The 16,117-nt window shown below is 62.4% G+C and carries 16 protein-coding genes; 11 read left to right on the top strand and 5 right to left on the bottom strand.

The features are described from left to right. Positions 1-3 precede the first annotated feature (3 nt). Both ANI01nite_RS12440 and ANI01nite_RS12435 read left to right on the top strand, forming a co-directional pair. Positions 4-591, top strand: coding sequence for a DUF5998 family protein (locus ANI01nite_RS12440; RefSeq protein WP_038991869.1), 588 nt, complete (start codon positions 4-6; stop codon positions 589-591). 2 nt (positions 592-593) lie between these two features. Beyond that, positions 594-1,778, top strand: a complete 1,185-nt coding sequence (locus ANI01nite_RS12435) for an alkaline phosphatase family protein (protein ID WP_141358345.1) — start codon at positions 594-596, stop codon at positions 1,776-1,778. Between the two features lie 80 nt (positions 1,779-1,858). Here the strand turns inward: ANI01nite_RS12435 and sepH are convergent, their stop codons facing one another. After that, entirely contained in the window at positions 1,859-2,923 is a 1,065-nt protein-coding gene (gene sepH, locus ANI01nite_RS12430) for a septation protein SepH (protein ID WP_141358343.1), read from the bottom strand. 259 nt (positions 2,924-3,182) lie between these two features. Between sepH and ANI01nite_RS12425 the strand changes: the two genes are divergently transcribed. Then, positions 3,183-3,482, top strand: coding sequence for a DUF4193 family protein (locus ANI01nite_RS12425; protein ID WP_128470077.1), 300 nt, complete (start codon positions 3,183-3,185; stop codon positions 3,480-3,482). A gap of 87 nt (positions 3,483-3,569) precedes the next feature. On the opposite strand, the gene ANI01nite_RS12420 is transcribed toward ANI01nite_RS12425, so the two are convergent. Then, positions 3,570-4,103 carry a DUF3093 domain-containing protein gene (locus tag ANI01nite_RS12420; protein ID WP_141358341.1) on the bottom strand — a complete coding sequence of 178 codons (534 nt, stop codon included), beginning with the start codon at positions 4,101-4,103 and terminating at the stop codon, positions 3,570-3,572. A 141-nt stretch (positions 4,104-4,244) separates the two neighbouring features. Here ANI01nite_RS12420 and dut point away from each other — a divergent pair, with 141 nt between their 5' ends. From dut to ANI01nite_RS12400, 4 genes are all read left to right on the top strand, one after another. Beyond that, positions 4,245-4,703, top strand: coding sequence for a dUTP diphosphatase (dut, locus tag ANI01nite_RS12415; protein WP_141358339.1), 459 nt, complete (start codon positions 4,245-4,247; stop codon positions 4,701-4,703). Positions 4,704-4,741: 38 nt separating this feature from the next. Next, complete coding sequence (locus tag ANI01nite_RS12410) at positions 4,742-5,431, top strand: DUF3710 domain-containing protein (RefSeq protein WP_121867000.1); 690 nt, start codon at positions 4,742-4,744, stop codon at positions 5,429-5,431. A gap of 3 nt (positions 5,432-5,434) precedes the next feature. Then, entirely contained in the window at positions 5,435-5,809 is a 375-nt protein-coding gene (locus tag ANI01nite_RS12405) for a hypothetical protein (protein WP_066144427.1), read from the top strand. A gap of 62 nt (positions 5,810-5,871) precedes the next feature. Beyond that, positions 5,872-6,603: a DUF3159 domain-containing protein gene (locus ANI01nite_RS12400; protein WP_255314531.1), complete on the top strand. Its 732-nt coding sequence runs from the start codon at positions 5,872-5,874 to the stop codon at positions 6,601-6,603. Here ANI01nite_RS12400 and ANI01nite_RS12395 read toward each other — a convergent pair. Together ANI01nite_RS12395 and ANI01nite_RS12390 are read right to left on the bottom strand one after the other, a co-directional pair. Then, a complete protein-coding gene (locus ANI01nite_RS12395; RefSeq protein WP_066144433.1) occupies positions 6,600-7,265 on the bottom strand; it encodes a potassium channel family protein in 666 nt (221 codons plus the stop codon). The genes ANI01nite_RS12400 and ANI01nite_RS12395 overlap by 4 nt on opposite strands. Before the next feature lie 15 nt (positions 7,266-7,280). Continuing rightward, positions 7,281-7,958, bottom strand: a complete 678-nt coding sequence (locus tag ANI01nite_RS12390; protein ID WP_038991859.1) for a potassium channel family protein — start codon at positions 7,956-7,958, stop codon at positions 7,281-7,283. A gap of 145 nt (positions 7,959-8,103) precedes the next feature. Between ANI01nite_RS12390 and ANI01nite_RS12385 the strand changes: the two genes are divergently transcribed. The 3 genes from ANI01nite_RS12385 to acnA all read left to right on the top strand — a co-directional run bounded on the left by ANI01nite_RS12385 (position 8,104) and on the right by acnA (position 14,351). Then, positions 8,104-10,098, top strand: coding sequence for an APC family permease (locus ANI01nite_RS12385; RefSeq protein ID WP_174787689.1), 1,995 nt, complete (start codon positions 8,104-8,106; stop codon positions 10,096-10,098). A 30-nt stretch (positions 10,099-10,128) separates the two neighbouring features. Beyond that, positions 10,129-11,451 carry a class I SAM-dependent RNA methyltransferase gene (locus ANI01nite_RS12380; RefSeq protein WP_141358337.1) on the top strand — a complete coding sequence of 441 codons (1,323 nt, stop codon included), beginning with the start codon at positions 10,129-10,131 and terminating at the stop codon, positions 11,449-11,451. Positions 11,452-11,642: 191 nt separating this feature from the next. Further along, positions 11,643-14,351: an aconitate hydratase AcnA gene (gene acnA / locus ANI01nite_RS12375; protein ID WP_073706050.1), complete on the top strand. Its 2,709-nt coding sequence runs from the start codon at positions 11,643-11,645 to the stop codon at positions 14,349-14,351. Positions 14,352-14,448: 97 nt separating this feature from the next. Here acnA and ANI01nite_RS12370 read toward each other — a convergent pair whose 3' ends face one another. Continuing rightward, positions 14,449-15,063 (bottom strand): class I SAM-dependent methyltransferase, encoded by a 615-nt coding sequence (locus ANI01nite_RS12370; RefSeq protein WP_141358335.1) that lies wholly within the window; start codon positions 15,061-15,063, stop codon positions 14,449-14,451. A gap of 153 nt (positions 15,064-15,216) precedes the next feature. Here ANI01nite_RS12370 and ANI01nite_RS12365 point away from each other — a divergent pair, with 153 nt between their 5' ends. After that, positions 15,217-16,071 carry a phosphotransferase family protein gene (locus ANI01nite_RS12365; protein WP_141358333.1) on the top strand — a complete coding sequence of 285 codons (855 nt, stop codon included), beginning with the start codon at positions 15,217-15,219 and terminating at the stop codon, positions 16,069-16,071. Positions 16,072-16,117 lie beyond the last annotated feature (46 nt).

Here is a 16,117-nt window from a genome sequence, read left to right as displayed (position 1 = left end):
GGCATGAGTTCTCCAACGTATTCGACCACTCCTGGCGCTGAGCTTCAGCATGACTTGGTCCGTGCGGGTTTTTATCCGCAGATGGTCCAGGATGTCCTGGCTGAGGCCATGATGGGCCAACCGGTGCTTGACCACTATGTGCATCTGGAAACTCACTTCGACCATACCGAGGTCCACCGCCACATCACCGTCATGGTGATGAGCGAAAAGGTGCTTTTCATCTTGCACGTAGATGACCAGCAGCTTGATGACCATGGCAAAGATGTCATGGCGCAGGTATCAGTCGAGATGATTTCGTTGGCGCGCATCGCTTCGGTTGCCACGAGCTTCGTCTATCACCAGCCGCAGCATTACTCGTCCGCTGACCCAGTCAAGGAACTGACCTTCGGGCTGTCCTGGGACGGAACCAAGCGGATCGACCTGGCCCCTGCTTCCTGCGGAGATCCGCAGTGCGATGCCGACCACGGGCTGAATGGCACCTCGCAGCCTGAGGACTTGGTCATCCGCGTCAGTGCCGAAGCCGATGGCCAGCAGGCCGTGAACAAGGCCCGCGAGTTCGCTGTGCGCCTGCGCCTGGCCACGATCGCCTGAGCATGATCGAGGAACAAAAGCTCAGCAGCCTGCCTGAACCGCCGCAGAAAATCCCGGAAGCACCCAAATACGGCCAGGCTACGCTGTCGGAGATTCTTCCCTCAGCGGCAGCGGCAATGGGGGTTGACGGCTATCAGAATGCCTTGGGCTTCGCCCCAACCAAGCGAGTAGCCCTGATCATGGTTGATGGACTGGGCTGGAACCAGCTTAAAAGCCATCTCGGGCATGCGCCCTTCCTGCGCGGCCTGTTCGAGAAGGGGCAGAAGCTGGGCACTGGCTTCCCTTCGACCACCGCGACATCCCTGAGCAGCCTGGCCACGGGCCTGGCTCCCGGCGAGCATGGAATGGTCGGCTATGACGTCATCGACCCGGCCAAGCGTCGTGTGGTCAACCAGTTGGGCGGGTGGCCTGGGGACTTGGACCCCGAAACCTGGCAGACTCGCCCGACCGTTTTCCAGAAGATCGCCGATCACGGCATCCACGTGGCGACCGTGTCGATCCCCATGTTCGCCAAGTCGGCCCTGACCCGTGCGTCCTTGCGCGGGCCCAAATTCGTGCCGGCCAACCAGCCGGCGGCGCGCGCACGTGCCACCCGCACGATCTTCGACTCGAACCGCAACGCGCTGGTCTACACGTACTTCAATGAATTGGACAAGGCAGGCCACAAATACGGCGTCGACTCCAGCCAGTGGCGGGACACCCTCGAAGAACTGGACTACGTCATCAAGACCCTGGTGTCCAAGCTGCCGGAAGAAACCACGGTGCTGATCACCGGCGACCATGGAATGGTGGATATTCCAGCGTCGCAGCGCATCGACTACAGCCAGCAGCCTGAGCTGGTCGAGGGCGTCGAGCTGACCAGCGGTGAACCTCGTGGCGTCCAACTGACCTTCGACCCGCAGGCCGATGACGCCTGCCGGCTACGGGTCCGCGAGGCCTGGCAGCGGGCCTATGGCACCAAAGCCTGGGTGATGACGCGCGAGGAAGCCATAGAACGCGGCTACTTCGGCGCCATCACCGAAGAACATGCGGCACGGCTGGGCGATCTGATGATCTTGGCGGCCGAAGCCATCGCATTCTATGACGGCCGACGCGTCGCACCGATGGCCTTCGACATGGTGGGGCAGCACGGGTCGCTCACCGCGGGGGAGCGGTTCGTCCCGCTGCTGGTGCACCGCACCAAATAGCCGGCAACGCAAAGGGTGCGGGAACAGCATTGGTCCAATGCTGTTCCCGCACCCTTGTGGTTTCCAGTGTCACCTGGGCACTAGGAGTCGGTGTCCTTCTTGCGCTTGCCGAACATGATGTCATCCCAGCTGGGAACGGACGAACGCTTGGCCTTGCGCGGAGCTGACTCCTCGGCAGGCTGTTCAGCTGGCTTGTCCTCGGCACGGCCCGAATCGTCGTCCTCATTGGTGACGACCACCAGCTGCGAGGTGCGCGCGGAAATCCCTTGCGGAAGATGCGGCAGCGCGTCCTCGTCATCGGTGTCGTACTTGCTCATGCTGCGTTCGATGATCTCGTTGTAGCGAGCCTCGCGTTCCGGGTCCTGGTCCTTAGTGCGCTGCCCGCGGCGAGCGTTGAGCAAGGTGACCAGTTCTTCGGTCTCATCGGGTTCCGGAGTGCTGGCTGCGGTGGCCGGTTCCACCTCTGGCTGGTTCAGTGCAGAGACCGGGCGAAAGTATTCAGGAGCTACCTGCTCGCTCAGGGTCTGGGCCCAGCGGTTCAGGTTCTTCAACGTCTTGCGCGCGGGAGTGAAAGCCCACCGCGCAATGTTCTCGGCAGCGGCAGTCGAATCCGAATCCAGTGACTCGACATTCTCGGTCGGCAGCGGGGAATCGAACTCCACGGTGACGATCCACTGGCCCTCTGGGTCTTTCCAGGCATTCCAGCGCGCCGACTCGGCATCGATGTGCAGCTGGTGCAGGCGGTGGACCACCATGGAACCGAGATCGGCCGGCTCTTCGCCGAACACCTCGCGGTATTCTGCGTCGGTCTGCGGTCCGGAAACCTCGACGCGGCGTGCCAGCTCGGCGATGTGCTCGCGTTCAGCCAGTACCGGGCCTTCGTACTTGACGATATCCTCGACGGGGACATCCCATTCAAGCGACAGGTCGTAGGCGGAGGCGCCAGCGCGCACTCGTGCCTGGATTTCGCGCGGCGAATGGACCGAGGACTCCTCGCGGTTCCTCGGAGCCCTCGAACGGGCGATTTCAGCCATTGCACTGCGCAGTGCATCGTCAACAGGCAGCTCGAAGCTCATCCCATCGTCACTGCTGACCTGCAGGCTGGAACCATTTTCATGAATTCCTACCAGTCTCAGCTGACGCATTCCTACCCTCCACACGCTCTATTTCCTGTGTAAAACTCTGCCACCTTGAGGCGCGAATTCCTACCACCACGCTGGGTGTGGCGCAAGATTAGTCCTCAACTTCACGCAGTAATTCCTCGAACCTTGCGCCCATGGCATAGCGTGGCAGGAACGGGAATGGATTACCCAGAAGAACGTTATACTTCTATGCCGGTACAAGTTTCCACCTCGTGGAGCAGCCGGCTAGGACGAAGACCTGCAGGAAAGAGCAAAAACGATTATGGCAAGTGAATCTGCTGCACCCGTGGCAATGTCAGAAGCGGAACGAGCCAAGGAAATCGCTCAGCTCAAAGCAGGCAAGACCGCAGCCATGGCCAACATGGTTGACGAAGCGGAAACCCCCTTGGCTGAAGAGTACGTTCTGCCCGGCGGCGAGGCGCCGCAGGAGGAAGCGAGCGTCGAAATCCTGCCGGAACAGGCCGATGAATTCACGTGCGCGTCATGCTTCATGGTGCGCCACCGCACGCAGCTGGTCCGTGAGGACAACGGGCAAAAATTCTGCAGCGAGTGCGAAGGATGAAAACCCGCGCAGCAGTTCCGAAAAGCGCATGGCGCCCAACCAGAAGGTTGGGCGCCATGCGCTTTTCGGGCTCCAAGGCAGTCAACGCTATTCGCCGGCAGCGTCTTCGGACTGTTCCAGCTTGGCTGCTTCTGCCTTGCCTTCGTCGGTGAATTCGTACATCACGCCCGAGAGGGCGGCCGCCAGCTCTTCGGGACGCCGGGTAGACGTCAGCCAATACGGCGTGGTGTCACGCTCGTCGGTGACCTCCATGCGAACGACTCCGTCGATCCAGCCGCGCAGCAGCATGTAAGCCAGGCCGTGCAGCTTCTGGCCACGCTGCTTGAACGCCTCATCGCCGCGGTAGCCGACAACCTCCCCGATGTACTTGCGTTCAATGCTGGCCCGTCCAACGGTCACCAAGTCATCGGTGACCTCGATGGTCGGCGTGCGCAGCAGGAACACCACGATCAGCGAAAGCAAGACGACGGCACCGGCAATCCATCCCAGGATGCTGCTGATCGGAGCTAGCGCAATACCTGCGGTGATGGAAATGATGATTGGCCAAATCCAGGTGCTGGCCGATGGCCAAAGCTTTTCGCTGTACTGGACGTTCGAACCCGCGGGGCTGGAATTACTCATGGTTCCAAGTCTAGGCAATAATTCTCCGATTCAAGACCTCGAAGCCGGTTGGCAGGCCATTGGACGGCGTGCGCGATAGAGTTAGGCACGAGAAACTATCGAGTGACCATTTCACAAGACTCCGGGGGAAGACCTACATCGATGAGTGAGCCATCAATTTCCATTGCCATCAAGATGCTTGACACCGATTTGCCGGTCCCCAGCTACGCGCATCCTTCGGACGCCGGTGCTGACTTGCATGCTCGCGAATCCCTGGTGCTGGAGCCAGGTGCCCGCGCGCTCGTTCCGACCGGCATCGCGCTAGCCATCCCGCATGGCTATGTCGGTCTGGTGCACCCACGCAGCGGCTTGGCAACCAAGCACGGCATTACCGTGGTAAATGCACCGGGTACTGTTGACGCTGGGTACCGGGGTGAGATCATGGTCACCTTGTTGAATACGGACAAGTCCGAGCCCTTCGAAATCAGCCGGGGCGACCGAATTGCCCAGCTGGTGATCCAGAAAGTCGAGCAGGCGGCCTTCATCGCAGTGGATTCGCTGGAAGACAGCGCCCGCGGCGCAGGCGGATTCGGTTCGACCGGCGGATTCAACTCCAAGTAAGTACCCTTGAGAGCAAAACAAGATTTTCTAAGGACACCATGATTTTCAAGCGCAAGAAGGCCAAAGAGCAGCCAGTCGCCGAACCAGCTGAGGATGCAGCCCAGAACGAGCAGGAGCCGAAGACCGGCCCGTTCGATTACGACGACATCGAGAATACGCAGGAGTACCTGGACTTCGGCTCAATCCTGATCAAGCCGGTAGCCGGCTTGAAGGTCCGCATGGACGTTGAAGAGTCCAACAAGCGTGTCATCGCGGTGTCGCTGGAGATCGCCGAGTCGCGGATCCAGTTGATGGCTTTCTCGTCTTCGAAGTCCGAGTCGCTGTGGCCAGGCATCAGCGACAAGATCAAGAGCGACATCAGCGCCCAGAACGGTGAAATCTTCACCCGTGATGGCGAGTACGGCCAGGAGCTGCTCGCCAAGGTGCCGCAGCAGCTGCCAGACGGCCGCGCCGGGCATGTTGCGCTGCGCTTTGTCGGCATCGATGGCCGCCGCTGGTTCCTGCGTGCAGTCATTGGCGGCGCGGCCATCGGCAACGAGGAGGCCGCCAACATTGTCGACGGGATTCTGCGTGACGTCGTGGTCAATCGCGGCGACAAGCCGCTGCCTCCGGCTGAACTTCTGCCATTGAGCGTCCCGTCCAATGCCCAGGCCCGTCCGGCAGCCCCCGAGCAGAACCCTGAGCTGAAGCGTCCAGAACGCGGACCAGAGATCACCCAGATCGGCTAGAGAATGTCGCTGAAGGACAAGCCCGTCACTCCGCAGCTCGGCCCCTCGGGCCAGAAGCCCACCTACCAGCGGCTGGACAGCCTGGAACAGCTGCCATCCAAGGGGCGGGTCGAGCACACCGGGTACGTCCAATCGGTGAGCTACTCCGCGCCGAATGTCGCCCCGCGGCTGACCGCTGTAGTGGTGGATCGGCTCGGTACCGTGTCGGCCCGTCGCGGAACTGTGCCGCATGTTCGCTTGGCGTTCATGGGACAGAAAACCGTTCCGGGCATCAAGCCGGGCGTGAAGGTGGAGTACTCGGGAATGGTTGCTCCTGTGGATCAGATCCCGACGATCTTCAATCCGCGCTACGTCATCGTGCCGGAAGCCCGTCGATGACCGGCGACGGCCACTCAAGGATTCGAGAACGCCAGCCAGCTGGCGTCTAATTGGAAGTAGGCATGGTGAACAACGACGCATCCCGTCCGGACGATGATTCCGCACCGGAAACGAAGCATCCGAGTTTCGCCGAGATGATCGGCTCGAACTCCAACATCACGCAAAACGCTGACGGCGGAATTGACTTGCTCTCCACCGTTGGCGGCGTGCGCGGCATCCTGGAAACCGTGCTTCCCGGTTTCGTGTTCATCATGGTCTTCGCGCTTACCAGCAATCTGGGCTGGGGGCTGATCGCTTCGATCAGCCTCGGCGTCGTGTTCATGATCATCCGCCTGGCCAAGCGCTCGACGCTGATCCAGGCAGGCTCTGGGCTGATCGGCATCCTGATCTGCGCCTTCGCCGCACGGACTTCGGGCAACGCCAAGGACTACTACATTCCGGGGTTCTACGTGTCTGCCGCCTATCTGGCGGGACTGCTGATTTCGGTGATGGCCCGCTGGCCGCTGATCGGCCTGCTCTTCGGATTCATCCGCAATGAAGGCACTGAATGGCGCAAGAAGCCCGAACGCCTGCGCCGCTACCAGGTGGCTACCTGGATCATCATTGCTGTTTTCGCGCTGCGCCTGGCGGTGCAGATCCCGATGTACATCGCAGATGATGTCGTGGCCCTGGGCTTGGCCCGTGCCCTGATGGGAGTGCCGCTGTATGCGGCGGGGCTGTGGTTCGCGTGGCTGGTCTCGAAGCCGGCGGCCGTAGCCGGCGACGAGACCAGCACGCCCAAGCCAGCGGCCTAGCGGGTGGCGTCGCGCAACGTGCGGCGCAGCAAGGGTTCTGCGTGCGGGGTGGTGATGAAGAAGATTTCATCGCCACCCTCAATTACATCATCGGCACTGGGCGGGAACGGCGTCTTGTCGCGGACCACTGCCATCATGGTGGTGTCTTCGGGCCACGAGATGCGCCCGATGCTTCGGCCAATCAACGCCGAATCGTGCGGGACGGTGAACTCGACCATGTAGACCTCGCCGGTCTTCAACGTCAGCAGCCGCACCAGGTCCCCGACCTCCACGGCTTCCTCGACCAGCGCGGTCATCAGCCGCGGCGTGCTGACCGCAACATCGACGCCCCAGGCATCGTCGAACATCCATTCATTCTTCGGATTGTTCACGCGGCCCACAGTGCGGCGGATGCCAAATTCGCTCTTGGCCAGCAACGAGACCACAAGGTTGACCTTGTCGTCGCCGGTCGCCGAAACGACCACGTCGTACTCTTCAAGCTGCGCCTGCTGCAAGACAGCTAATTCGCAAGCGTCGCCAATCAGCCACTTCACCGCTTCAAGATCTGCGCGTTCGGCCATTTCCGGTTGCAGATCGATCAGCAGGACTTCGTGGTGGTTGATGACTAGTTCACGGGCAATGGAGGAACCGACCGAGCCGGCCCCGGCAATCATGACCTTCATGGGATGCCTCTCAGGTTATTCGTTGGTCTGCGCCGCTGGCGGGCTGGCAAGGATCTTTTCCACGTCTTTGGACTCGTCCAGCCGCATCATCACATGCACCAGGTCGCCGCCCTGCAGCCGGGTGCGGTTCTCCGGGATGGTGCCTTCGCCGAAGCGGGTCAAATAGGCCACGCGCACCCCGGCGGCGGCTTCCAGCTCCTTGACCAGGTGGCCATACCAGTCGCGGTGCAAGGCCACTTCGGACAGCACCAGGCGTCCCGAGGGCTCCCGGAAGTCCCCGCGCATCGAATAGTCCGGCAGGATCCGGCGAAGCACCTGATCGGTGCTCCAGCGGACCGCTGCCACGGTGGGGATGCCCAGTCGCTGATAGATCTCCGCTCGTCCTGGGTCATAGATGCGGGCCACGACGTGGGGCACGTTATAGGTTTCGCGCGATACGCGAGTGGCGAGAATGTTGGAATTATCACCGCTGGAAACAGCTGCGAACGCGTAGGCCTCGCCAATTTTGGCAGCGTCCAGCGTGTCCTTGTCGAATCCCATGCCGGTCACCGTGGTGCCGGAGAAATCCTTGCTCAGCCGGCGGAAGGCATGCGGGTCCTGGTCAATGACTGCCACGGAATGCCCCGCCGAATCCAGCGTGTGGGCCAGCGCGACACCGACGCGTCCGCACCCCATGATCACGAAATGTGCCACCGAGAACTCCTTGGTTTTGCTGCTTGCCGCGTGCCGCTTGGCGCCCACGGGCTGTGTGCTACGAATGCAACAATAGCGCTGATCGCGCCCAGTTTATCGATGGTGAAGCACGCCCGCGCCGTGCACCCTGCGATAACGTTGTGTCGTGCCTGCATTATTTGACGGTTTGAAGCGGATCCTGGTGGGCCGGCCTTTCAGCACTGAACAGCTGAAAAAGAAGCCGTTGCCACCCAAGGTCGCGTTGCCGATTTTCTCCTCCAGCGCCCTGTCGTCCTTGGCGTACGCGCCGGACGAGATCCTGCTGACCCTGGCCATTGCGGGCATCGCCGCGACCGCGCTCTCGCCAATGGTTGGACTGGCGGTCCTCGCGGTGCTGGTGGTGCTGGTGCTGTCCTACCGCCAATCGGTAATGGAGTACCCTTCCGGTGGCGGCGACTATGAAATCGTGAAGAAGAACCTCGGCGCACGTCCGGGCACTGCGGTGGCCGCGGCGCTGCTGGTCGACTTCGTGCTCACCGTTGCTGTTTCCAGCTCGTCGGCGGCCCTGTATCTTGCCGCCATTTTCCCGGCAGTGGCCGAATACAAGGCGTGGGTGGCCGCCGCCCTGGTCGCCTTCCTCGTGGTCGGCAATTTGCGCGGCAAAGGGCAAGGCCGCTGGACGCTGGCCATCCCGGTCTACCTTTTCGTCATCGGCATGCTGCTGCTCGTGGCCATTGGCGGCGTGATGGCGCTGACCGGTTCCCTCGGGCTCGCCCCGAGTGCGGGCTTCACGATTGTGCCGGAGGCCGAGTTCGCCAATGGCCTGCATGGCGTTGTCGGCGCGCTGCTGATCCTGCGTGCCTTCAGCACGGGGTCGGCCGCGTTGACCGGCATCGAGGTCCCGATCTCCAACGTGCAGACGCTGGCCAAGCCGCGGGCGAAGAACGCGGCGCGGATCCTGCTGGTGCTGGGCCTGCTCTCCGGCGTGCTGACACTGGGCACGCTGATGCTTGCCCGGGCCACCGGCATCAAGGTCGTCGCCGATCCGCAGGCCTCGTTCCTGCTTCACGGCGAGCCGATCCCCGAAGGCTTCGTGCAGATCCCGGTGCTGGGCCAGCTGGCCCAGGCGGTGTTCGGCGACTTCACCTTCGGCCTGGTGATCGTCTCGGTGCTGACCATTGCCGTGCTGCTGCTGGCCGGCAATCAGGCCTTCAATTCCTTCCCGCTGCTGGCCAGCCATCTGGCGACCGACGGCTTCCTCCCGCGCCAGCTGCGCACCCGTGGCGATCGCCTGGGCTTCTCCAACGGCATCCTGTGCCTGGGCATTGCCGCGATCGCGCTGGTGCTGCTGTTCCAAGGCGATGTCACCTTGCTGGTCCAGCTGTACGTGGTGGGCGTATTCGTTTCCTTCACCCTGAGCCAGCTGGCCATGCTCAAGCACTGGCAACGTGTTCTGGTGCCCATTGCAGACCGCAAGATCCGTGCGGCCAAGCAGCGCAAGCGGCTGCTGAACCTGCTAGGCCTGGTGCTCTCGGCGCTGGTGCTCGTGGTCGTCTTGGCCACCCGCCTGGTCCATGGTGCGTGGCTGGCCGTGCTGGGCATTGCCGTCCTGATGGTGATCATGGATTCGCTGCAGCGGCACTACCAGAAGGTCGACGACGAGCTGGCGGTCGACGAGGACTCCGCCGTCACCGCCTTGCCTTCGCGCGTGCATGCGCTCGTGCTGGTATCCACCGTGCGCAAGCCGGTGCTGCGTGCTCTGGCCTTCGCCCGCGCTTCGCGTCCCTCGAAGCTTGAAGCGATCATCGTGGACGTGGAACGCGGCAAGACCGAAAAGACCCTGCAGGATTGGGAACGGCTGCAGATCCCGGTGCCGATCACTGCGCTGGCCTCGCCGTATCGCGATATTCCCGGGGCGCTGATTGAGCATATCCGTTCCATCAAGCGTGAATCGCCGCGGGAACTGATCGTTGTGTACATTCCCGAATATGTCGTGGGCCATTGGTGGGAACAGCTGGTGCACAACCAAACCGCGCTGCGCGTGAAGAACCGCTTGCACCATGAACCGGGAGTAGTGATTGCCTCGGTCCCGTGGCGCCTGCTCAGCGCCTCGCATGCCCTTGGCGGGGGCCCGACCGAAGAATCCTCGGCGCACCGCTAGATTGACTGCTTCTGAAGAAAGACTGGAACGATGACTGATAATCCAATGCTCACCGTCCGCTTGGGCAAGATTGCCCATGGCGGGCACACCGTCGCCCGCCACGAAGGCCGGGTGATCTTCGTGCGCCATGGCATTCCCGGCGAACTGGTCAAGGTGCGCCTGACGGACAGCGCGCCGGAGGCCAAGTTCTGGCGTGCCGACGTGGCCGAAGTGCTCGAAGCCAGCGAGCACCGGGTGCCGCACTTCTGGGATGCAGCTGATGCCTTGAAGCACCGCGACCCGGTGGGCGGCGCAGAGTTCGGCCACATCACCCTGGAGCACCAGCGTGAGCTGAAGTCGCAGGTGGCTGCCGAGCAGATGACCCGGCTGGGCGGCCTGAACGCGGAAGACTACAACTTCCCTGCGGTGCAAGCGGTCAAGGGCTCGGTCGATGGCCTGGGCTGGCGCACCCGGATGTCGTATTCTGTGGACGCCCAGGGCAGACTGGCAATGAGCGCATTCCGCAGCAACCAGTTGACCGGCATTGCGCAGATGCCCCTGGCCCATCCGGCCATTGAAGCCACCGGGCTGTACTCCGTGGACTACACCGGCATTGACCGTGTCGAAGCCGCGGTATCCAGCCAGGATGACCGAACCGTGCTGATCTTGCTGGCCGAGGCCAAGCCCGGCGCCGCGGCAAAGGTTGCCAAGCAATTCGCCGAAGGCGTCAACGTCGCCTCGTTCAGCCAGCAGGGCGGCTCGGCGGCCGACGGCAAGGGGCGGCTGCAGGTTCTGGCCGGTTCGGCGCACCTGACCGAAAAGGTGCTGGGGGAGAAGTTCCGGATTACCGGGGAAGGCTTCTGGCAGGTGCACCGCGAGGCGGCCAGCCTGCTGACCCGGCGCGTGATCGAGCTGACCGAGCCGGCCGCCGGCGAGCGAATCGCCGACCTCTATGCCGGTGCCGGCCTGTTCTCCGTTCCGCTGGCCAAGGCGGTTGGCCGCGAGGGCCGCGTCTTCTCGATTGAGGGTGCTCCGGGCACCCATGCGGATGCGAAGAAGAACCTGCGCTCCTACTCGCAGGCCACGGTGATCCGCGGCCGTGTTGAGCGAGTGTTACGGCAGGTCGCCCGGGACGCTTCGCTGGATGCGGTGGTGCTTGATCCGCCCCGTACCGGAATCGACAAGCAAGTCGCCGCGGAGCTGGCCGCCAGCGCTGTTTCGCGGATTTGTTACGTGTCCTGCGACCCTGCGGCTTTCGCCCGCGATACCGCGCGCTTGATGGCCCGAGGCTACGAATTAGAGCACATGGAGATTCACGATTTGTACCCGCACACCCACCATATGGAGTCCATCGGGCTGTTTGTGCGCCGTTAAGCACCTGAAAGTGTCCGTTTAGACACGAATTTGGACCAAAATTTATTCCGAGGAGTCTTTTTGCGGGCTTTGGCGATAGACTGTTTTTAGCTCTGCCGCGCTAGGAGCCTGACTATCTCAGTTAGGAACTCCTAACTGGAATTGAAGTGTGCGTGTGCAACAGAATGAGTGTCTGGCGAGAGGAGTCCCACGTGAGCAATGTGGACAGCTTCGGTGCCAAGGGCGTACTTGACGTCAATGGAACCGAATACGAAATTTACCGACTAAATACGGTTGAAGGCTCGGACAGCCTTCCTTACAGCCTTAAGGTTCTTCTTGAGAACCTGCTTCGCACCGAAGACGGCGCGAACGTAACCAACGAGCACATCAATGCACTGGGTCAGTGGGATGCTTCGGCTCAGCCGAATACCGAAATCCAGTTCACCCCAGCTCGTGTCATCATGCAGGACTTCACCGGTGTGCCTTGTGTCGTCGACCTTGCCACCATGCGCGAGGCCGTCAAGGACCTGGGCGGCGACCCGACCCGCGTGAACCCGCTGGCACCGGCCGAAATGGTCATCGACCACTCCGTGCAGATCGACACCTTCGGCTTCGAAGGCGCCGTCGAGCGCAACATGGAGATCGAATACCAGCGCAACGGCGAACGCTACCAGTTCCTGCGCTGGGGCCAGACCGCGTTTGACGACTTCAAGGTCGTTCCTCCAGGCACCGGCATCGTGCACCAGGTCAACATCGAGTACCTGGCCCGCACCGTCATGACCCGCGAGGTCAACGGCGTGCTGCGCGCCTACCCGGACACCTGCGTGGGCACCGACTCGCACACCACCATGGTCAACGGCCTTGGCGTGCTGGGCTGGGGCGTCGGCGGCATCGAGGCCGAAGCAGCAATGCTCGGCCAGCCTGTCTCCATGCTGATCCCACGCGTTGTCGGCTTCAAGCTGTCTGGCTCGATTCCAGCTGGCGCCACCGCAACCGACGTGGTGCTGACCATCACCGAAATGCTGCGCAAGCACGGTGTTGTTGGCAAGTTCGTCGAGTTCTACGGCGACGGCGTCGCCGAGGTGCCGCTGGCAAACCGCGCCACCATCGGCAACATGTCCCCGGAATTCGGTTCGACCGCTGCCATGTTCCCTATCGACGATGTCACCCTCGACTACCTGCGCCTGACCGGCCGCAGCGAGGAGAACGTTGCACTGGTTGAGGCTTACGCCAAGGAACAGGGCATGTGGCACGATCCAAGCCGCGAGATCCGCTTCTCGGAATACCTCGAGCTGGATCTGTCGACCGTGGTTCCATCGATCGCCGGCCCGAAGCGCCCGCAGGACCGCATCGAGCTGTCGTCCTCGAAGGAGCAGTTCCGCAAGGACCTGCACAACTACGTATCGAACGCCGACGACACCCAGGGTGCTGGCCGCCCATCGGTAGCCGTCGAGGTCACCAAGGAAGATGGCACCCAGTTCACCCTGGACCACGGCCTGGTTTCGATCGCTTCGATCACCTCGTGCACCAACACCTCGAACCCTTCGGTCATGCTGGCCGCAGCCGTCCTGGCTCGCAACGCCGCTGACAAGGGCCTGACCTCCAAGCCATGGGTCAAGACCTCGGTCGCCCCAGGCTCGAAGGTTGTCACCGAGTACTACGAGAAGTCCGGCCTGCTGCCATACCTGGAGAAGCTCGGCTTCTACGTGGTCGGCTACGGCTGCGCCACCTGCATCGGCAACTCCGGCCCGCTGGACACCGAGATCTCCGAGGCCATCCAGGCCAACGACCTCGCAGCAACCGCAGTGCTCTCGGGCAACCGCAACTTCGAAGGCCGCATCAACCCGGACGTGAAGATGAACTACCTGGCTTCCCCGCCACTGGTCATCGCCTACGCCCTGGCTGGCACCATGGACTTCGACTTCGAGACCGACGCACTGGGCCAGGACGCCGAGGGCAACGATGTCTTCCTGAAGGACATCTGGCCATCGCCAGTCGAGGTCCAGGAGATCATCGACTCGTCGATCGACAAGGAAATGTTCGCCAAGGGCTACGACGGAGTCTTCGAGGGCGACGCACGCTGGAAGGCACTGGACACCCCAGAGGGTTCGACCTTCGCATGGGACGAGAAGTCGACCTACGCACGCAAGGCACCGTACTTCGAGGGCATGACCGCTGAGCCTCAGCCAGTCCAGGACATCAGCGGCGCCCGCGTGCTGCTGAAGCTGGGCGACTCGGTCACCACCGACCACATCTCGCCTGCCGGTTCGTTCAAGTCGGAAACCCCGGCTGGCCGCTACCTGATCGAGAACGGCGTGGATCGCAAGGACTTCAACTCCTACGGCTCGCGCCGTGGCAACCACGAAGTCATGATCCGCGGCACCTTCGCCAACATCCGCATCAAGAACCAGCTGCTGGACGGCGTCGAGGGCGGCTTCACCCGCGACTTCACCCAGGAAGGTGCTCCGCAGGCGTACGTCTACGACGCTGCAGAGAACTACAAGGCTGCCGGCACCCCGCTGGTCGTTCTGGGCGGCAAGGAATACGGTTCGGGCTCCTCGCGTGACTGGGCTGCCAAGGGCACCGCACTGCTGGGCGTCAAGGCAGTCATCACCGAGTCCTTCGAGCGCATCCACCGCTCGAACCTGATCGGCATGGGCGTTCTGCCACTGCAGTTCCCAGAGGGCGAATCCGCTGATTCGCTGGGTCTGACCGGTACCGAGACCTTCGCAGTCTCCGGCGTGACCGAGCTGAACAACGGCACCACCCCGAAGACCCTGAAGGTTACCGCCACCGCTGAAGACGGCAAGGTAACCGAGTTCGACGCCGTTCTGCGCATCGACACCCCAGGTGAAGCCGACTACTACCGCAATGGTGGCATCCTGCAGTACGTGCTGCGCCAGATCGCCGCTGCCAACTAGCAGATCCACCTCGACTACGGTCGAAGCGAATCTCTAAGTAGCTCCGCATCGCGCGAAGACCTGAGACCCAAGGCAATTGCCTTGGGTCTCAGGTCATTTAAGCACGCTTGTGTGCGCTCAGATGGCCATGGGTGCGGGCAGCAGGCCGGGTGCGAGTGGCACCTTCCAGCACGCCAAAGCCCGACTGTTCGAGGATCTCGCCCAGTTCCACGGGCGGCCAATACCAGGCGGGGGCGACCTGATGGCCAAAGACTTCCAGCTGGTCCCCGGCAAAGAAGCCGAGCAGCAGCTTCCCGCCAGGCTGGAGCACGCGGGCCAACTCGTCCAAGATGGGTGGAAGATCTGCCGGGGCAGCATGGATCACCGAGTACCAAGCGAGCACCCCGGAAAACTGCTCGTCGTCGAATGGCAGGTGCGCCAGATCAGCATGCAGGAAATCGGGCTGCTGGAAGGTGCGCCGTGCGAAGTCCAAGAACTCCGGCACCAAGTCGACGCCGGTGGCCGGCCGATTGCCATCGGCAATGAACTGCGTCCAATGCCCGGGACCGCAGCCAGCGTCCAGGACTGGTCCGTGCAGCTGTGCGGCCCACGCCGCAATCAGTTCCCGGTCCTCAGCCACCGCCTGCTCCGGTGAACCGAACAGATCGATATACGCCTCGGCCACCTGCGAGTAACGAGCGGCGGTTTGGCCCGAGCGTTGCGATGCTTCCATGCGACAAGCCTAGCGAGCCGCAGGGGCCTGGAGAACAATCCTTGCTAGGCTCAGGAAAAATACCAGTCATGGAGGTTGCATGGAAGATCTGGCGGCGAATCGCCCGTCTCCTCGTCAATCTGGGGCCAGCACGTTCCGGCACGGACGCCAGCGATGAATGCGCTGAGCCTTGATGCCTTGGTGCCAGCACCACACGCGCAACGGATACGGCAGTGGCTGGGTGACGTCGAGGTTGTAGCCGACATGTCGTGGAATCTTGGCGACTCCAAAGTGCTGCACCTGCAGGCGGGGATGAAGCACGTCGTGGCCAAGACCGGGGGAGAAGAGAACCACCACATAGTGCGTGAGCTGCTGGCGCACCGCCGCTACACGGGGCCGCTGATAGAAGCCGGGAAAGCAGCCAAGCTGCTGCACGCCAGCGATTCCTTGCGCTTGATGATTCTGGACTTCCAGCCAGGCGAGCTCAGTGCGGGCAGGGAATATGAATTCGACCCGGAGTTCCATCGTCAGGCCGGCGCGGCGCTGAAGCTGCTGCATTCGCAAGCGCAATGCCTGGATCCCGGCTATGAAGCTCGGCTGACGCAGAAGTTTCTCGTGCTCCTGGAACGCGAACATCGGATCGAGCCAGCGGCTTGCCGGCAGATCGAGCAGATGCTCAGAAGCTATGAACCGCAACCAGCCGTCTTGGTGCCGACCCACGGGGATTGGCAACCGCGCAATTGGCTGGCCGATCAAGGCGAACTGCGAGTTATCGACTTCGGCCGCTTCGAATTCCGCCCAGCTGCCAGCGACCTGGCCCGGCTGGCTGTCCAGCAGTGGAGGGTGCGTCCAGATTTGGAAGCCGCTTTTCTCCAGGGATATGGCCACGATCCACGGGAAGGCGAAGCCTGGCGGATCATGCAATTGCGCGAGGGACTTGGAACGGCAGTCTGGGCTCACCAAGTTGGCGACAGGGACTTCGAAGCCCAGGGGCTCCAGATGCTGGCCGAAACGCTGGCGCAGGCATGAACCAGCTAAAGCGCATGCCTTGACCCGGCAGGGTAGCGAACGTCAT

The sequence above is a fragment of the Glutamicibacter nicotianae genome (genome assembly GCF_006539525.1).
Taxonomy (GTDB): Bacteria; Actinomycetota; Actinomycetes; order Actinomycetales; family Micrococcaceae; genus Glutamicibacter; species Glutamicibacter nicotianae.
This window is presented reverse-complemented; position numbering and strand designations above follow the sequence as displayed.

Bases quoted from the DNA above. Each gene is read 5' to 3' on its own strand.
- ANI01nite_RS12440 (WP_038991869.1), top strand. From the start codon at position 4: ATGAGTTCTCCAACGTATTCGACCACTCCTGGCGCTGAGCTTCAGCAT.
- ANI01nite_RS12435 (WP_141358345.1), top strand. From the start codon at position 594: ATGATCGAGGAACAAAAGCTCAGCAGCCTGCCTGAACCGCCGCAGAAA.
- sepH (WP_141358343.1), bottom strand. From the start codon at position 2,923: ATGCGTCAGCTGAGACTGGTAGGAATTCATGAAAATGGTTCCAGCCTG.
- ANI01nite_RS12425 (WP_128470077.1), top strand. From the start codon at position 3,183: ATGGCAAGTGAATCTGCTGCACCCGTGGCAATGTCAGAAGCGGAACGA.
- ANI01nite_RS12420 (WP_141358341.1), bottom strand. From the start codon at position 4,103: ATGAGTAATTCCAGCCCCGCGGGTTCGAACGTCCAGTACAGCGAAAAG.
- dut (WP_141358339.1), top strand. From the start codon at position 4,245: ATGAGTGAGCCATCAATTTCCATTGCCATCAAGATGCTTGACACCGAT.
- ANI01nite_RS12410 (WP_121867000.1), top strand. From the start codon at position 4,742: ATGATTTTCAAGCGCAAGAAGGCCAAAGAGCAGCCAGTCGCCGAACCA.
- ANI01nite_RS12405 (WP_066144427.1), top strand. From the start codon at position 5,435: ATGTCGCTGAAGGACAAGCCCGTCACTCCGCAGCTCGGCCCCTCGGGC.
- ANI01nite_RS12400 (WP_255314531.1), top strand. From the start codon at position 5,872: ATGGTGAACAACGACGCATCCCGTCCGGACGATGATTCCGCACCGGAA.
- ANI01nite_RS12395 (WP_066144433.1), bottom strand. From the start codon at position 7,265: ATGAAGGTCATGATTGCCGGGGCCGGCTCGGTCGGTTCCTCCATTGCC.
- ANI01nite_RS12380 (WP_141358337.1), top strand. From the start codon at position 10,129: ATGACTGATAATCCAATGCTCACCGTCCGCTTGGGCAAGATTGCCCAT.
- ANI01nite_RS12370 (WP_141358335.1), bottom strand. From the start codon at position 15,063: ATGGAAGCATCGCAACGCTCGGGCCAAACCGCCGCTCGTTACTCGCAG.
- ANI01nite_RS12365 (WP_141358333.1), top strand. From the start codon at position 15,217: ATGAATGCGCTGAGCCTTGATGCCTTGGTGCCAGCACCACACGCGCAA.